The sequence below is a fragment of the Rhodopseudomonas palustris genome (assembly GCF_007005445.1).
Classification (GTDB): Bacteria; Pseudomonadota; Alphaproteobacteria; order Rhizobiales; family Xanthobacteraceae; genus Rhodopseudomonas; species Rhodopseudomonas palustris_G.
The window spans coordinates 1,522,371-1,538,533 of the sequence record NZ_CP041387.1 but is presented as its reverse complement, the minus strand read 5'-3'; the positions used below and the strand labels follow the sequence as shown (position 1 = coordinate 1,538,533).

Here is a 16,163-nt window from a genome sequence, read left to right as displayed (position 1 = left end):
CCCGTCAGAACGTCGGCAGCAGTTTGGTCGCCCAATATGCCGCCGCCGCCACGATCGCCGAGGCCGGGATGGTGATGACCCAGGCATAGACGATCGAACTCGCCACGTTCCAGCGCACCGCCGACATCCGCCGAGCCGCGCCGACGCCGACGATCGCGCCGGTGATGGTGTGGGTGGTCGACACCGGCACGCCGAGGAAGGTCGCGGTGAACAGCGTCGCGGCGCCGCCGGTTTCAGCGCAGAAGCCCTGCATCGGCGTCAGCTTGGTGATGCGCAGGCCCATGGTGCGGACGATCCGCCAGCCGCCCATCAGGGTGCCGAGCGCCATCGCCGCCTGGCACGACAGCACCACCCAGAACGGCACCGAGAACTCGCTGCCGAGATAGCCTTGCGAGTAGAGCAGCACAGCGATGATGCCCATGGTCTTCTGGGCGTCGTTACCGCCGTGGCCGAGCGAGTACAGCGACGCGGAGGCGAATTGCAGGATACGGAAGGCACGGTCGACGGCAAATGGCGTCGAGCGCACCGACGCCCACGACACGATCGCGACCAGCACCAAGGCCAGCAGGAATCCGACCAGCGGCGACAGCACGATCGCCAGCAGCGCCTTGGTCAGCCCGCTCCACACCGCGGCCGACAGTCCGGCCTTGGCGAGGCCGGCGCCGAGCAGGCCGCCGATCAGCGCGTGCGACGAGCTGGACGGGATGCCGAGCCCCCAGGTCACCAGGTTCCAGACGATCGCCCCGGTCAGCGCCGCGAAGATCACCGCGGCGTCGATCACATCGGGTTCGATGATACCGGTTCCGATGGTGTTGGCGACGTGCAGGCCGAACACCATGAAGGCGATGAAATTGAAGAACGCCGCCCAGAACACCGCGTAATGCGGCCGCAGCACCCGGGTCGAGACGATGGTGGCGATCGAGTTGGCGGCGTCGTGCAGGCCGTTCAAGAAATCGAACAGCAGCGCGACGGCGATCAACCCGACCAGGATGGGCAGCCCGAGCGATGCGTCCACGTGCGGCCCCTGCCCTAGACCTGCTCGATGACGATGGAATTGATCTCGTTGGCGACGTCGTCGAAACGGTCGGCGACCTTCTCCAGATGGTCGTAGATCTCGGCGCCGACGATGTAATCCATGGTGTTGGCGTTGCGGTGCTTGAGGAACAGCTCCTTCAGCCCGATGTCGTGGAGATCGTCGACCCGGCCTTCCAGCTTGGTGATCTCCTCGGTCATCGCCGTCAGCATCTGCAGGTTCGGCCCGATCGATTGCATCAGCGGCACCGCGCGACCGACCAGATTGGCGCTTTCGACCAATAGCGCCCCGATCTCGCGCATCGGCGGCTCGAATTCCCGAACCTCGAACAGCATCACCGCCTTGGCGGTCTGCTGCATCTGGTCGATGGCGTCGTCCATCGAGGTGATCAGGTTCTTGATGTCGACCCGGTCGAACGGGGTGATGAAGGTCCGGCGCACCGCGGTCAGCACCTCGCGGGTGATGCTGTCGGCCTCCGATTCGAAATGGCTGACGCGCTGGCAGTGCACCAGGGTTTCGTCGCCGCCGCGCAGCATGTCCTGCAGCGCCTGAGCCCCCTGCACCACGGTATTGGTATGCTGGGCGAACAGGTCGAAGAACCTCTCTTCCTTGGGCAGAAAGGCTCGAAAGTATCGTAGCATCGGGAGCTATCCGGTTGACGTGACACGAATTCCAAAGGCCCACCCGTCCGAAACGGGGCGCCCCGACGCGTCACACGGCCGTCATAAATCACTTCAGGGGCGGACAGGCAACCGTCCATTCCGCACGGTCCCGGCAACCGCCGCGCCGCAATGCCCCGAACAACGGGCCGGCCGGGAGGCGACGCCGTCCCGGCCTCGTCTCGTCCACAGAATTCGCAACGCCTTCGGCCTGCCGGACCATGCCGGCGTCGCCTCCACACCCCGGCCGCTCGCGAATCACTTCAACCCGATGAAGCGAAATCGAGCCGTGCGTCGTCGATACAGAGTGGTAATCGAGGAATGGACACCCCCATTGGAACCCGCGGTCACGACAAAATAATGAGGACTGCACCGGCCCTCCATCGGGCCCAGGAGATCAGCAACTTCGCAATCGATCACCTGCACTTAGCAGCGATTTCTGAGACCGCATCGGAGCCTGCTGACGCGGTGCCCGAAGCTCGACTCGTATTGAATTTGTTTACGCTCTGTTAGACTCGGCCGACCTGTCACCACCAAACCGCGGCGCATGTCACCGCAGAACTGGGCGGCCATGATTCAACGCGTTCTTGGCATCATCGCTGGCGTCGATCGCAAGACCCTTCAGAGCTGTCCGGCCTCCGACAAATTGTGGGCCGCCCATCTCGGCGCGTCGCTCTGCCTGTCCTTCATCGTCGTGCTCGGTGTGTCGTTTCACGCCACCGGCTACATGATCGACAATATCTGGACCCGGCTGCTGGTCTCGACGGTGATCGCGCTGACGGTGCTGATGTTCGACCGCGCGCTGTGCCAGTCGGACTGGTTCTATCAGGGCACGCTGTGGAACAACGCGCCGATCCAGTCGCGCGCCGAAGCCAAGCAGACCGCCTGGCGCTTCGTCCGAGTCGGCATCCGGCTGGCGCTGTCGTTCGGTCTGGCCTGGGTGATCGCGATGTTTCTGGAGCTGGCGATCTTCTCCTCCACCATCAACGAGAAGATCGAGGCTGACCGGGTCGCCGCAAACCAGCCGATCTACGACAAGATCGCCAATTTTGAAGCCGGTCTGAACGCCGAGGCGAAACGCCGGCTCGCCGACATCGAGCAGCTCGAGGCACTCCACCGCGACGCCCTCACCGAGCAGCCGAAGCCGGAGCCGAGTACCCAGGCCCGCACCGAGGATATCGAGAAGCAGATCAAGTCGGTCACCGACCGCGAGGCCGGGATCCGCGCCGACATCGCCGAGATCGACAAGACGATCCAGCGCTACACCGCCGACATGAATGCCGAAGAGTTCGGATTGAAAGCCGCTCCGAACAATTCCGGGCGGCCCGGCGTGGGCCCCCGCTACGAATTCGCCAAGAAACAGCGTCAGGCGTTCCTCGCCCAGCGCGCCGAGCGCGAGGCCGAAATTCCTCAGCTCCACGCCCGCCGCGATGACCTGCGCGCAGTGCAGGCCAAGATCACTGCCGACGCGCTCGCCGCGCGCGAGCAGGAGCGCGCCGCGATCAAGGCGCGGGCCGATGCGCTGCAACAACGGATCGATGTCGCCCGTGCCGACCTCAAGCAGTTCGAGACCGACAAGGCGGCGAGCGTCGCCGACTTCCGCAAGAAGGTGATGGCGGACTCCTACTTCCAGGATAAGAAAGACAAATTCGATCCGCTGACCCGCATCGCCGCGTATCAGGAGCTGAAGAACGATCCGCGTGACGGCGCCACCATGACGCTGTTCTCGTGGATGACACGGTTCTTCATCATCTTCTTGGAAATCGTGCCGGTGGTTGCCAAGATCTTCTTCTCGCCGCCCAGCGTCTACGCCGCCAAGATTCAGGCGGAGGTCGAACGTGCCCGGCAGCGGATCGAGAACAACGAAGATCTCGAGGACGAAGCACCGAAGCCAGATCCGGCGCCCGCGATGGCCGCCATCACCCTGCCCGCCATGACGCTGGAGCCGGTTTCGATCGCGCAACCCCAGCCTCGGCCCGCTGCGGCCGAACCACCGGCGCCGCAACCAGCCGCCCCCGAGCCGGTCCGCGCGGCGGAACCGCAGCGGCCGGCGGAGCGACCACGGGATTTCGAGGCCCACGGCCCGGCGCCGCGCGAATACGCATCCCGTCAAGACTATGCCGAGCACGACGACCTGCGGCACCGTGACGGTCGCCGGTCCTATGAATGGCGCCACTATGCTGGCCGCGACGACTACGATCACGGCTACGACGATTTCGAGCATCGCGACGTCGATCGCCGCGAGTTCGCCCGGCGCCACGACTACGATCGCTACGACGAACGGCCACGGCGCGCAGCCGCCCGGCGCGCGCCGCCTCAATTCGTCGCCCGCGATTACGCGGTGCGCGACTATGGCGGCCGTGACTTCGGCGAGCCGGAGTACGAGACCAGCGAGATCGACGTCCGCAACCTGATCATGCCGCGGCGCGGCGCGGCGAGACGCGAGGCTTTCGCGGCCGAGACTGCGCCGCGCGTTCGAGTCCCGACTGACAGCCCGGCTCAGGAGCGGGCATCGCGTCTGGAGCCCGCCGCAGAACGCAGCCTACGCTGGCCCGACAGCATTCCGGTCGATGACCTCAACACCCGCGAGCTGGTCCGTCAGGTTCTGGCCGACGCCGGATCCGCCGCGCGCGTCGAACCGCTGCGCGTCGAACCGGCGCCGGCAGAGACGCCGGGCGTCGAAGCGCTGCGCCCGGTCGAGGCCCCCCGCCCCGACCCGATTCACAGTGAACCGGCCGCCCTCGAGCCCGCGACGCCCAAGCCCGCAACGACCGAGCCTGCAGCAGCAGAGCCTATCGTCGTCGCAATGGCTGAACCCACGACTCCGATGCCAGACCCAGAGCCGGCCAACACGGTCGCCGAAGCGGCACCCGTGCCGCAGGCGCTGGAGCCGGACGTCCTGCCGAACGTGCTGGTGCACGCGCGCCCCGCTCCGGTGGAGCAGCCGCCCCCCTCGCCCCAGGCATCAGCCCCCAGCGATGCCGGGACGGCCAGCGCCGACCCTACCGAGGCCAGCGGCCCGCTGCCGAAATACAGCGCGGACGTCGAGAAGCTGATGACCGACGCGGTCGAACATTCCCGGCCTCGGAAGAAGGCGGCCCATCCGCGGCGAGATCACCACGCGGAGAGCGAAGCCGAATTGCCGCTGGAGCACACGGCGCGGCCCGAGCCGCCGCCGAAATAAGGAGCGCCGGCGGGATCAGACCGTCAAAGCAGAAAACCGCCGAGTGGCCCAGCCACCCGGCGGTTTTTCATTTGGACAGGTCGCCGTTCGGGGAAGCGAAGTGCAGCTCGCCGCGGCCCTCGCCTTTTCTGGACGCCGCGGCCCGCGCCCTCGCCGCTACAGCGACCGTTTGAACAGATGCCCGATCTCGCCGACGATGCCGCGGCGGAACGTCAGCACGCAGGCGACGAAGATCACGCCCTGGATCACCGTGACCCACTGGCCGAAGCCGGCGAGATATTGCTGCATCGCGATGATCACGAAGGCGCCGACAACCGGGCCGAAGATGGTGCCGAGCCCGCCGACCAGAGTCATCAACACGATCTCGCCGGACATCGTCCAGTGCACGTCGGTCAACGATGCGTTCTGCGCCACGAACACCTTCAGCGAACCGGCGAAGCCCGCCAGCGTGCCCGAGAGGATGAAGGCCAGCAGTTTGTACTGGTCGGTCTTGTAGCCGAGCGAGATCGCGCGCGGTTCGTTCTCGCGGATCGCTTTCAGCACCTCGCCGAACGGCGAGTTGATCGCCCGGTAGATGATCAGGAAGCCGAGCAGGAAACCGGCCAGCACCACGAAATACAGCGTGGTGGCGTTCGACAGATCGATGAAGCCGAACAGCTTGCCTTGCGGGATGCCCTGAATGCCGTCCTCGCCGTGGGTGAACGGCGCTTGCAGATAGATGAAATAGAGGAGCTGCGACAGTGCCAGGGTGATCATCGCAAAATAGATGCCCTGGCGACGGATCGCGATCAGGCCGGTGACAACCGCGAGACAGAATGACGCCCCGGTCCCAACCACGATCGCCAGTTCCGGCGGCAGCCCCCACACCTTGAGTGCGTGGCCGCTGACATAGCCAGCGGTGCCGAGGAACATCGCGTGGCCGAACGACAGCAGCCCGCCATAGCCGATCAGCAGATTGAAGGCACATGCGAGCAGCGCGAAGCACAACCCCTGCATCACGAAGAACGGATACACCCCGGTGAACGGCACCACGGCGAGCACCACCGTCATGATGCCGAATGCGATCATCTCGTCGCGCACCGGGCGGCGGGTCGTCGTCGGGACGGAATTCTGCGTAATCGAGGTCATGTCAGGTTGCCCGTCCCGTGAGGCCCGAGGGTTTCACCAGCAGCACCAGCACCATCAGCACGAACACAACGGTGTTGGAGGCCTCGGGGTAGAAATATTTGGTCAGGCCCTCGATCACGCCGAGGGCAAAGCCGGTGATGATCGAGCCCATGATCGAGCCCATGCCGCCGATCACCACCACGGCGAACACCACGATGATCAGGTCGGCGCCCATCAGCGGCCGGACCTGGTTGATCGGTGCCGACAGCACGCCGGCGAGTGCCGCCAGCCCGACGCCGAGGCCGTAGGTCAGCGTGATCATCCGCGGCACATTGATGCCGAACGCTCGCACCAGGGTCGGGTTCTCGGTGGCGGCGCGCAAGTACGCGCCGAGCCGGGTGCGCTCGATCATGAACCAGGTGAGCAGGCACACCACAAGCGAGAACACCACCACCCAGCCGCGATACACCGGCAGATACATGAAGCCGAGATTGATCGCGCCGCGAAGCTGTTCGGGGATCGCATAAGGCAGCCCGGAAGAACCGAAATAGTTCTGGAACACGCCCTGGATGATCAGCGCGACGCCGAAGGTGAGCAACAGGCCGTAGAGGTGATCGAGGCCCGACAGCCATTGCAGCAGCGTGCGTTCCATCACCATGCCGAACAGACCGACGATGATCGGCGACAGAATCAGCGCCCACCAATAGTTCAGGCCGAGCAGATTCAGCAGGAAATAGGCGCAGAACGCACCCATCATATACAACGCGCCGTGCGCGAAGTTGATGATGTTGAGCATGCCGAAGATCACGGCGAGGCCGAGGCTGAGCAGCGCATAGAACGAGCCGTTGATCAGGCCGACCAGAAGCTGCGCCAACAGAGCGGGGACGTTGATATCCATCTTGCTCTCAGTCTTTCGTGGATTCCAATGGCCCCGGCGTCAGACGCCGAGATAGGTGTGAAGCTTGTCCATGTTGGCTTCGAGCTCGGAATTGGCGAAGCCGTCGATGATCTTGCCGTGCTCGACCACGTAGTAGCGATCCGCCACCGTGGCTGCGAAGCGGAAGTTCTGCTCCACCAACAGTATGGTGAAGCCCTGCTTCTTCAGCCGCGCGATGGTGGCGCCGATCTGCTGGATGATCACCGGCGCCAGACCTTCGGTCGGCTCGTCCAGCATCAGGAACCGCGCCCCGGTGCGCAGGATGCGAGCGATCGCCAGCATCTGCTGCTCGCCGCCCGACAGCTTGGTGCCCTGACTCTTCAGCCGCTCGCGCAGGTTCGGGAACAGTTCGAAAATCTGATCGAGCGACAGCCCTCCGGGGCGGACCTGCGGCGGCAGCATCAGGTTCTCGCGGACGTCGAGGCTGGCGAAGATTCCGCGCTCCTCGGGGCAGAACGCGATGCCGCGGCGGGCGATCTTGTCGGACGAGGCCCGGCTGATGTCGGTGCCGTCGAAGGTAATGGTTCCACTACGCTTGCCGACGATCCCCATCACCGCCTTCAGCGTGGTGGTCTTGCCGGCGCCGTTGCGCCCGAGCAGCGTCACCACCTCGCCTTCGCGGACGTCGAAATTCATGCCGTGCAGGATGTGGGATTCGCCGTACCACGCCTGCAGATCGCGCACGCTCAAAAGCGCCGCTCCCGCAGCCGACGAAGCCGGCCGCTGCAATGTCGTCGCCTCAACCATGGCCCGCTCCGAGATAGGCTTCCTTGACCCGCTGGTCCTGCGTCAGCTCGGTATAGTGCCCTTCCGCCAGCACCTGGCCGCGGGTCAGCACGGTGATGACGTCCGAAAGGTTGGCGACCACGCTCAAATTGTGCTCGACCATCAGGATCGTGTACTTGGCCGAGATCCGCTTGATCAGTGCCGCGATCTTGTCGATGTCCTCGTGGCCCATGCCGGCCATCGGCTCGTCAAGCAGCATCATCTCCGGATCGAGCGCCAGCGTGGTGGCGATCTCCAGCGCCCGCTTGCGGCCGTAGGGCATTTCGACCGCCGGGGTCGCAGCGAACTCGGACAGTCCGACGTCGTCGAGCAGCTCGCGCGCGCGCTCGTTGTACTTGTCGAGCACGCTCTTGGAGCGCCAGAAATCGAACGACGAGCCGTGCTGGCGTTGCAGCGCGACACGGACGTTCTCCAGCGCGGTCAGATGCGGGAACACCGCCGAGATCTGGAACGAGCGGACCAGCCCCAGCCGCGCCACGTCGGCCGGCGCCAGCGCGGTAATGTCCTGCCCGTTGTACAGAATCTGTCCCGCGGACGGCCGCAGGAACTTGGTAAGCAGATTGAAACACGTCGTCTTGCCGGCCCCGTTGGGGCCGATCAACGCATGGATGTGCCCACGGCGGACCCGCAGATTGACGTCCCGCACGGCAAAGAAGCCGGCGAATTCCTTGGTCAACCCGTTGGTTTCGAGAATGATGTCATCGGCCAAGCAGCTTCCCCCCATCGAACGCATGCGGTGCCGGCGCAGACGTCCGATGTCTTCTTTTTTGGAGCCGGTGCTCGGAGCGCCGTTGGCGCCCGGCCCGTCTTTCTGGCCCGACTATGCCGCTATTCGCGAGCCTTGTGCAAGATGCAAAGCTGGGCAGCGTTTGCGGGCGGTCGGACCTGGGGGAAACTCCGGCCGGCACTCGGCCGACCGGTGATCAGTATCATTCGAATTCCTCCGCGTAAGCCTCCGGGCGGAAGCCTACCAGCAGCTTGCGGCCGTGCTCCAGCACCGGACGCTTGATCATCGAGGGCTGCGCCAGCATCAGCGCGATCGCCTTGGCTTCGGTCAGCCCCTCTTTGTCCGCCTCGGGCAGCTTGCGGAAGGTGGTGCCGGCACGATTGAGCAGCGTCTCCCAGCCGGCCTGCTGCGCCCAGCGCGCCAGATGCTCCTGGTCGATGCCCGCCGTCTTGTAATCGTGGAACGCGTAACTGACGCCGTGGCCATCCAGCCAGGCCCGCGCCTTCTTCATCGTGTCGCAGTTCTTGATGCCATAGAGGGTGGTGGGCACGCGCAGGCTCCGCAAGATTGAAAGCAATCGACTCGCATTCAGGCTACGCACCCCCCAGCCGTCAAGCGCGATGGCCGCGCTGTGCGTGAACCCGCGAAAGAAGCTGAGAAGAAAGTCTGAGACTGCGGAACGGTGCCTGTCACATCGGCTTCATCCAGCGATCCTAGAGCGGGTGGAATGCGGTTCTCTATGCCGCCCAAACGTGTGAGTGCCTGCGATGTCGACTGAAATCCTCCGCCTCAAGCACAAGCTCGACACGCTGATCACGGAGATCGACGAGGGCAGCCGCGAGCGGCTGGCCGGCTGGGCGGATCAGATCCATCGCCCCGGCTTCGGCCCCAGCGCCGCCAACCTCGCCCATTATCTGGCGCTGCGTCACCACGATCTGCGCCCGCTGCAGCACGCCCTGATGTCGCTGGGATTGTCCTCGCTCGGCCGGCTGGAAAGTCGGGTGATGCCGACGCTGCTCGCTGTTCGCGCCACCCTGGCGACGCTGGCGGGCGAGCCGGAGATGCTGCGGCCGTCGACAAAGCAGTTCTTCGCCGGCGAGCACGATCTCGCCAGCCGCAGCGCCGAGATGTTCGGGCCGCTGTCCGGCGCCCGCCGTTCCGCCCTGCTGGTCACCTGCCCGAGCGAGGCGGCCGACGATCCCACTTTCATGCTGCGGCTCGCCGAGCGCGGGGTCGAGGCGGTGCGGATCAACTGCGCCCATGACGACGCGGCAGCCTGGCAGCGGATGATCAATCACCTCCACGTCGCCGAGGAAGCCTCCGGCCGCCGGATGAAGGTGCTGATGGACATTGCCGGGCCGAAGATCCGCACCGGCGCCACGCGCGCTCCGGAGGGGCGCGAACGCATCGTCACCGGCGATCTTTTGGCGATCGTGGCGCAAGGCCAGTTCGACCGCATCGACCTCGACGAAGAGCACTTCGCGGTGGAATGCACCCTGCCCGATCCGCTGACGCGCGCCGCCGTCGGCGCCCGGGTGTTCGTGGATGACGGCAAGCTGTGCGTCCGGATCGAGCGCAAGACCGCGTGGGGCCTGATCGGGCGCGTCACCGCCACCGCCGACAACGGCCTGCGGCTGAAGCCGGAGAAAGGCCTCAATTTCCCGGATACACCGCTCGACATCCCGGCGCTGACCGCCAAGGACCGCGCCGACCTCGATTTCGTCGCTGCCCACGCCGACGGCGTCGAGTTCTCGTTCGTGCAGTCGGTCGGCGACGTCAAGATGCTGCAGGCCGCGCTCGCCGAACGCCGGCCCGACGATTGGCACAAGCTGTCGCTGGTGCTGAAGATCGAGACGCCGGACGCGGTCGCCCACCTGCCGGACATTCTGGTCCAGGCCGCCGGCCGGCAGCCGACCGCGATCATGATCGCGCGCGGCGACCTTGCGGTCGAGATCGGCTTCGCACGGCTGGCCGAAATGCAGGAAGAGATCCTGTGGATCGGCGAAGCCGCCCACGTCCCGGTGATCTGGGCCACCCAGGTGCTCGAACATCTGGTGAAGAAGGGCACGCCGTCGCGTGGCGAAATGACCGACGCCGCGATGGCGGCGCGCGCCGAATGCGTGATGCTGAACAAGGGGCCGTACCTGTTCAAGGCGATCACCGAGCTCGATACGTTGCTCGGCCGAATGGCCGATCATCAGCACAAGAAGACGCCGCAGCTACGCCGGCTGCGGAGCTGGGGCTGAGCGCCCCGCACTGGGACGCGCAAGCCGGCTGTATCTTTCGATCCTTCTGTAGTCCGATTTTGCAGCGCCCATGATGCGCCTGCGAACGCATGATCACGATTGCTGGACCGCACCGGCTTCGCCCTCGCCTCCCGGGCGGCCGATGTTAGGATCGTCGAACTAACAAGAGCGCCTATCGCGCCGCAACAAATCACGATGGGAGGACCAGCATGCTCGACACCGCACCGAACGGCAAAATCACCACGCTCCTCGGACAACTCGACGACGCGCTGAGCGCCGGCGACATCGACCGCGCGGTCGATCTGTTTCAGACCGATTGCTACTGGCGCGATCTCGTCGCCTTCACCTGGAACATCAAGACCATGGAAGGCAAGGACCAGGTCCGCGACATGCTGAATGCGCGGCTGGCCGATACCAAGCCGTCGCAGTGGCGGATCGCCGACGGCGAGGACGCCGCCGAGACCGACGGCATCGTCGAGTGCTTCATCCAGTTCGACACCGCGCTCGCCCGCGGCGTCGGCCATCTCCGCCTCAAGGACGGCCGGATCTGGACGCTGCTCACCACCATGGCCGAACTGAAGGGCTTCGAAGAGCCGCAAGGCTTTCAGCGCCCGATGGGCGTCAAGCACGGCGCCGATCCCAGCCGCAAGACCTGGAAGGAAGAGCGCGACGCCGAGGCCGCCGAGCTCGGCATCAGCCGCCAGCCGTATTGCGTGATCATCGGCGGCGGCCAGGGCGGCATCGCGCTCGGCGCGCGGCTGCGCCAGCTCGGCGTGCCGACCATCATCATCGAGAAGAACGAGCGCCCGGGCGATAGCTGGCGCAAGCGCTACAAGTCGCTCTGCCTGCACGATCCGGTGTGGTACGACCACCTGCCCTATCTGCCGTTCCCACCGAACTGGCCGGTGTTCGCGCCGAAAGACAAGATCGGCGACTGGCTGGAGATGTACACCAGGGTGATGGAGCTGAATTACTGGGGCTCCACCGTCTGCAAGCGCGCCACCTACGATGACGCCGCCAAGCAATGGACCGTGGTGGTCGAGCGCCACGGTGAAGAGATCACGCTGACGCCGAAGCAGCTGGTGCTCGCCACCGGCATGTCGGCCAAGCCGAACATGCCGCAATTCGAAGGCATGGACGTGTTCAAGGGCGATCAGCACCACTCGTCGCAGCATCCCGGGCCGGATGCATGGAAGGGCAAGAAAGCGGTGGTGATCGGCTCCAACAACTCGGCGCACGATATCTGCGCGGCGCTATGGGAAGCCGGCGCCGACGTCACCATGGTGCAGCGTTCATCGACCCATATCGTCAAGTCGAACTCGTTGATGGAGCTCGGGCTCGCCGGGCTTTACTCCGAGCAGGCGGTGCAGAACGGCATCACCACCGCCAAGGCCGACCTGATCTTCGCCTCGCTGCCCTACAAGATCCTGCACGAATTCCAGATCCCGATTTACAACGCGATCCGGGAGCGGGACGCCGAATTCTACAAGCGCCTGGAAGCGGCCGGCTTCATGCTCGACTACGGCGATGACGATTCCGGCCTGTTCATGAAGTATCTGCGCCGCGGCTCGGGCTACTACATCGACGTCGGCGCATCCGAGCTGGTCGCCGACGGCCGGATCAAGTTGAAGAGCGGCGTCGACGTAGAGCGCCTGACCGAACACTCCGTGATCCTCAGCGACGGCACCGAGCTGCCGGCCGATCTCGTCGTCTATGCCACCGGCTACGGCTCGATGAACGGCTGGGCCGCCGACCTGATCTCGAAAGAGGTCGCCGACAAGGTCGGCAAAGTCTGGGGCCTCGGCTCCAACACCCGCAAAGACCCCGGCCCGTGGGAAGGCGAGCAGCGCAACATGTGGAAGCCGACCCAACAGGAAGGCTTGTGGTTCCACGGCGGCAATCTGCACCAGTCGCGCCATTACTCGCAGTTCCTGGCGCTGCAGCTCAAAGCCCGAATGGAAGGCCTCCCGACCCCGGTCTACGGCCTGCAACAGGTCCATCACCTGAGCTGAGTGACCACCGCACCCTGGGGAGCGGCTACAGCCACCCTCCGCATCGCTCTGGCTTGTCGACCGGCGCAGCTCGCCCTATCTTACGTTCGTCTTACAGGGCACGACCAATGGCAGCACCGGCCGACAAGCTGACGACGACAGTCTCCACCAAGGGGCAGGTCATCCTGCCCAAGGCGATCCGGGAGCGCCGGCAGTGGCCGGCCGGCACCCGACTGACCGTTGAAGAAACGCCTGACGGCGTGCTGCTGCGCCCTGCTCCGCTGTTCGCTTCGACCCGGCCGGACCAGGTTTACGCCTCGCTGCGCTTCGACGGGCCACCGAAGTCGCTGGACGACATGGCCGCCGCGGTTGCCGCGGAAGCACGGCGTCGTCATGCGCGCGATTGATACCAATCTGATCGTCCGGTATCTGACTGGCGCCGCCCGCACTCACAGCATCCCCGGCCGGAACAGCGATTTGCGGCTGATGGTCTTGCCGGCGACCATGAATACGCCGTCGCCGGTGTAATGCAGCGTTTGCGGATGTTTCGGCCGGGCGGCGACGTGGGCTTTGACGACTTCGAAGATGAAGAAGTTGTACTTGTCGACCAGGGCGTCGTCGTGCAGCCGGCATTCGAACGCGGCGTGGCATTCGCCGATCAGCGGCGCGGCGACCGCCGTCGCCTTCTCCGCCGTCAGCCCGAACTGCGCGAATTTGTCGATCTCGGCACCCGAGGTGTTGCCGATGCCGACGACGATATCGGTCAGTGAGGTGGTCGGCAGACTGACCACGCATTCGCCGGAGCTGCGGATCATCTCGAACGAGTGGTTGCCGCTGGAGATCATCAGGCCGATCAGCGACGGGGTGAATTCCAGCACGACATGCCAGCCGAGCGTCATGATGTTGCGCTCGCCCTTCCACTGCGACGATACCAGCACGATCGGCCCGGGCTCAAGATAGCGGCGCACGCCGGAGACCGGGAAGTCGGATTTGAATGGATGCCGGATCATCTCCGCCTCCTGTGATTCCGGTCGTTACGCATCCTTGCAGCAAATCAGGATTGCGGCCGCGGCTCACACCGTCATATTCACGCCGCGGACTTCACCCTGATAGCGTTCCATCGTGCGAAGCGCGGCTTGAAGCCGGTCGAACAATTCGGGGTCGTTCGTCTTCTGGGCTCGCGCCATGCCATTCCGCACCGCCTGCATGAAATCGACCTGCTGTTTGTCGTCGAGCCCCGTGGGGGCGCCGTCTTCCCGGAAGCTCACGGTCATGCTGACGAAGGTCGAACTCTCGTCGAAACTCATCTCGCCGCTGGCGATCTTGCTGTTGATCCAGTCGAACAGATCCTTGCGGGTCATCTGAGTGAAGTCGGTCTTCCGTACACCGCCGCTGCCCGATGCCGACGACGTCGTGCCGCCGGCAGATGCCGGTGCAGCCGACGCGCTCTTGGCGCTGCTGCTCCACGGGGTGATGCTCTGGGCCGCAGCAGACGACCCGATGCCGGAAATGCTCATGGCGCACCTTCGATCCCATCGCTCGACTGGTCTCTTCGACGCAATCGCTCAGCCGGACTCGAAGCAACCGCCGTGCCATCCGGAACCGCATGGTTTCTCGTTGTTTCCGAACGAACCGACGATGACGCGCGCATCGCGCTCCGCGGAATGCAGGAAACTGTTGCCGGGTGCCGGTCGATCTTTGCCGCACCGGAGGACCGCGATCGCGACCACGCCGACCAAATACAAACGTACAGATCGCCGCGCTTTGTGGTCTCGGACATGCATCGAGCTGTCTGCCCGTGTGTCTTGCCTGTGAGGCCACGTATCGCTAAATTATCGAGGCAATGATGTTCAAATCCACATTCTTTCCGCTGATCTGACGGCGCTCGTCGTCGCGGCACTTCTATGCCGTCTGGATCATCAACGGCCGTTCCCGAGTGGAGGTCGTGCGGAGATTTATTGAATGTCGGGCCTACATCATTCCGATCTAAGCAACGCTCAGATCGAGCACTTCATCGACCACGGATATCTCAAGCTCGCAGGTGCTTTCGATAACGAACTCGCTCGTCTGGGGCGGGATCAACTGTGGAACGCCATGGGCCTTTCGCCAGGTGCACCGGAGACTTGGAAACAGCCGGTCGTTCGTCTTGGCTTCATGACTGGCAGAGCTTTTGTCGATGCCGCGAACACGCCGATCCTGCACCGCGCATATGACGCTCTGGTGGGTCCTGGACGCTGGCTGAGGCCTAGTGGGCTTGGGACGTTTCCCATCCGATTCCCCTCTGCGATCGATCCTGGCGACACGGGGTGGCACATCGACGTCAGCTTCGGGACCGATCATCCCGACTTCCTGCAATGGCGCGCCAACGTCAAGAGCAGCGGACGTGCTCTGCTGATGCTGTTCCTCTTCTCGGACATCGGAGAGAATGATGCGCCGACCCGCATCCGCTGTGGCTCACATCTGCCGATAGCCAGGCAGTTGTTGCCGCATGGCGACCGAGGCCTCACCCTCGGTGAACTCACAGCCGACAACTTTGCTTCGACCGAGAATTGCGATGTGGTGCTCGCCACCGGCGAGGCAGGAACGGTCTATTTTTGCCATCCCTTCCTCGTGCATTCGGCACAACCGCATCGTGGGTCTCAGCCGCGCTTCTTGGCTCAACCCCCGCTGCTACCAAAGGGTGAGTTCGACCCGTCACTTCCAGCTTCGCCCGTCCAGATCGCAATTCGCAAGGCGATCGGGATGATGGGGTAAGCTGAACGGGCCCGGGACATGACGACGTACCGGGCCCGCACGCGCGACGTCCAGGGCACGGACCGTACCCCTTCGGGAGCCGTAGCAACCCGATCAGCGATCTTCGATGCGCTCCTCACGCCGCGGACTTCGCTTCCATCGCGCAGCGTCAATCCGCAACACAGGAGTGTCAGGTTTGAACGGTGGACTTGTGGTGATCTCCGGCTGCTCCGGCGGCGGGAAATCCAGCCTGCTCGCCGAGCTAAGGGCGAGAGGACATCGCGTGGTCGAAGAGCCCGGCCGCCGCATCATCGCCGAGGAGACGGCTGTCGGTGGCAGCGGGCTGCCGTGGATCGATCTCGCCGCGTTCCTGCGCCGCGCCATCGCGATGGCAATCGCCGACCATGCGGCGGCGGCGAAGAACACCGGCTGGACCTTCTTCGACCGCGGCCTGATCGATGCGGCAGCGGCGCTGCAGGCCATGGCCGGCGACGACGTGCTGCGCCCGCTGGCCGCGGCGCATCGCTATCACCGCCGCATTTTCATGGCGCCGCCCTGGCCCGAGATCTACGTCGCCGACGACGGCCGCCGCCACGGCTTCGAGGCCGCCGTTGCCGAATACGACCGCCTATCCGCAGCCTATCCGGCGCTGGGCTACGACGTCGTACCGCTCCCCAAGCTCCCCACCGCAGCCCGCGCCGATTTCGTGCTGCGCGCTGGCGGAGAGCAAGGGCCAGGACATCACTGAGAGGCGATGACG

General features: G+C 64.9%; 16 protein-coding genes. 7 read left to right on the top strand and 9 right to left on the bottom strand.

What is annotated here, in order from left to right:
- Window positions 1-4 precede the first annotated feature (4 nt).
- On the bottom strand, window positions 5-1,015 hold the full coding sequence (locus tag FLL57_RS07000; protein ID WP_013502926.1) for an inorganic phosphate transporter: 1,011 nt from the start codon (window positions 1,013-1,015) through the stop codon (window positions 5-7).
- Between the two features lie 14 nt (window positions 1,016-1,029).
- Window positions 1,030-1,674, bottom strand: a complete 645-nt coding sequence (locus tag FLL57_RS06995) for a DUF47 domain-containing protein (RefSeq protein ID WP_013502927.1) — start codon at window positions 1,672-1,674, stop codon at window positions 1,030-1,032.
- Between the two features lie 565 nt (window positions 1,675-2,239).
- On the opposite strand from FLL57_RS06995, the gene FLL57_RS06990 reads away from it, so the two are divergent.
- On the top strand, window positions 2,240-4,876 hold the full coding sequence (locus FLL57_RS06990) for a DUF4407 domain-containing protein (RefSeq protein ID WP_142882501.1): 2,637 nt from the start codon (window positions 2,240-2,242) through the stop codon (window positions 4,874-4,876).
- Between the two features lie 156 nt (window positions 4,877-5,032).
- Here FLL57_RS06990 and FLL57_RS06985 read toward each other — a convergent pair whose 3' ends face one another.
- The 5 genes from FLL57_RS06985 to FLL57_RS06965 form a co-directional block, all read right to left on the bottom strand.
- Window positions 5,033-6,004, bottom strand: a complete 972-nt coding sequence (locus FLL57_RS06985) for a branched-chain amino acid ABC transporter permease (RefSeq protein WP_013502929.1) — start codon at window positions 6,002-6,004, stop codon at window positions 5,033-5,035.
- 1 nt (window position 6,005) lies between these two features.
- On the bottom strand, window positions 6,006-6,881 hold the full coding sequence (locus FLL57_RS06980; RefSeq protein ID WP_013502930.1) for a branched-chain amino acid ABC transporter permease: 876 nt from the start codon (window positions 6,879-6,881) through the stop codon (window positions 6,006-6,008).
- Window positions 6,882-6,920: 39 nt separating this feature from the next.
- Window positions 6,921-7,667 carry an ABC transporter ATP-binding protein gene (locus tag FLL57_RS06975; protein WP_142882500.1) on the bottom strand — a complete coding sequence of 249 codons (747 nt, stop codon included), beginning with the start codon at window positions 7,665-7,667 and terminating at the stop codon, window positions 6,921-6,923.
- Window positions 7,660-8,415, bottom strand: coding sequence for an ABC transporter ATP-binding protein (locus tag FLL57_RS06970; protein WP_041807369.1), 756 nt, complete (start codon window positions 8,413-8,415; stop codon window positions 7,660-7,662). The genes FLL57_RS06975 and FLL57_RS06970 overlap by 8 nt, the downstream gene beginning before the upstream one ends.
- Window positions 8,416-8,635: 220 nt before the next feature.
- On the bottom strand, window positions 8,636-8,983 hold the full coding sequence (locus FLL57_RS06965) for an ArsC family reductase (RefSeq protein WP_142882499.1): 348 nt from the start codon (window positions 8,981-8,983) through the stop codon (window positions 8,636-8,638).
- A 217-nt stretch (window positions 8,984-9,200) separates the two neighbouring features.
- Between FLL57_RS06965 and FLL57_RS06960 the strand changes: the two genes are divergently transcribed.
- From FLL57_RS06960 to FLL57_RS06950, 3 genes are all read left to right on the top strand, one after another.
- The gene (locus tag FLL57_RS06960; RefSeq protein WP_142882498.1) at window positions 9,201-10,679 is read left to right on the top strand and encodes a pyruvate kinase; all 1,479 of its coding nucleotides are present in this window, start codon (window positions 9,201-9,203) and stop codon (window positions 10,677-10,679) included.
- 209 nt (window positions 10,680-10,888) lie between these two features.
- Window positions 10,889-12,691 carry an NAD(P)/FAD-dependent oxidoreductase gene (locus tag FLL57_RS06955; protein WP_142882497.1) on the top strand — a complete coding sequence of 601 codons (1,803 nt, stop codon included), beginning with the start codon at window positions 10,889-10,891 and terminating at the stop codon, window positions 12,689-12,691.
- A 107-nt stretch (window positions 12,692-12,798) separates the two neighbouring features.
- On the top strand, window positions 12,799-13,077 hold the full coding sequence (locus FLL57_RS06950; RefSeq protein ID WP_142882496.1) for an AbrB/MazE/SpoVT family DNA-binding domain-containing protein: 279 nt from the start codon (window positions 12,799-12,801) through the stop codon (window positions 13,075-13,077).
- A gap of 42 nt (window positions 13,078-13,119) precedes the next feature.
- Here the strand turns inward: FLL57_RS06950 and FLL57_RS06945 are convergent, their stop codons facing one another.
- Together FLL57_RS06945 and FLL57_RS23505 are read right to left on the bottom strand one after the other, a co-directional pair.
- The gene (locus FLL57_RS06945) at window positions 13,120-13,680 is read right to left on the bottom strand and encodes a flavin reductase family protein (protein ID WP_013502938.1); all 561 of its coding nucleotides are present in this window, start codon (window positions 13,678-13,680) and stop codon (window positions 13,120-13,122) included.
- A 63-nt stretch (window positions 13,681-13,743) separates the two neighbouring features.
- Window positions 13,744-14,031: a hypothetical protein gene (locus tag FLL57_RS23505; protein WP_235677229.1), complete on the bottom strand. Its 288-nt coding sequence runs from the start codon at window positions 14,029-14,031 to the stop codon at window positions 13,744-13,746.
- A 4-nt stretch (window positions 14,032-14,035) separates the two neighbouring features.
- On the opposite strand from FLL57_RS23505, the gene FLL57_RS23500 reads away from it, so the two are divergent.
- The 3 genes from FLL57_RS23500 to FLL57_RS06930 all read left to right on the top strand — a co-directional run bounded on the left by FLL57_RS23500 (window position 14,036) and on the right by FLL57_RS06930 (window position 16,151).
- Window positions 14,036-14,485: a hypothetical protein gene (locus FLL57_RS23500; protein ID WP_235677228.1), complete on the top strand. Its 450-nt coding sequence runs from the start codon at window positions 14,036-14,038 to the stop codon at window positions 14,483-14,485.
- 147 nt (window positions 14,486-14,632) lie between these two features.
- On the top strand, window positions 14,633-15,424 hold the full coding sequence (locus FLL57_RS06935; protein ID WP_142882494.1) for a phytanoyl-CoA dioxygenase family protein: 792 nt from the start codon (window positions 14,633-14,635) through the stop codon (window positions 15,422-15,424).
- 175 nt (window positions 15,425-15,599) lie between these two features.
- The gene (locus tag FLL57_RS06930; protein ID WP_142882493.1) at window positions 15,600-16,151 is read left to right on the top strand and encodes an AAA family ATPase; all 552 of its coding nucleotides are present in this window, start codon (window positions 15,600-15,602) and stop codon (window positions 16,149-16,151) included.
- The last annotated feature ends 12 nt before the right edge of the window (window positions 16,152-16,163 follow it).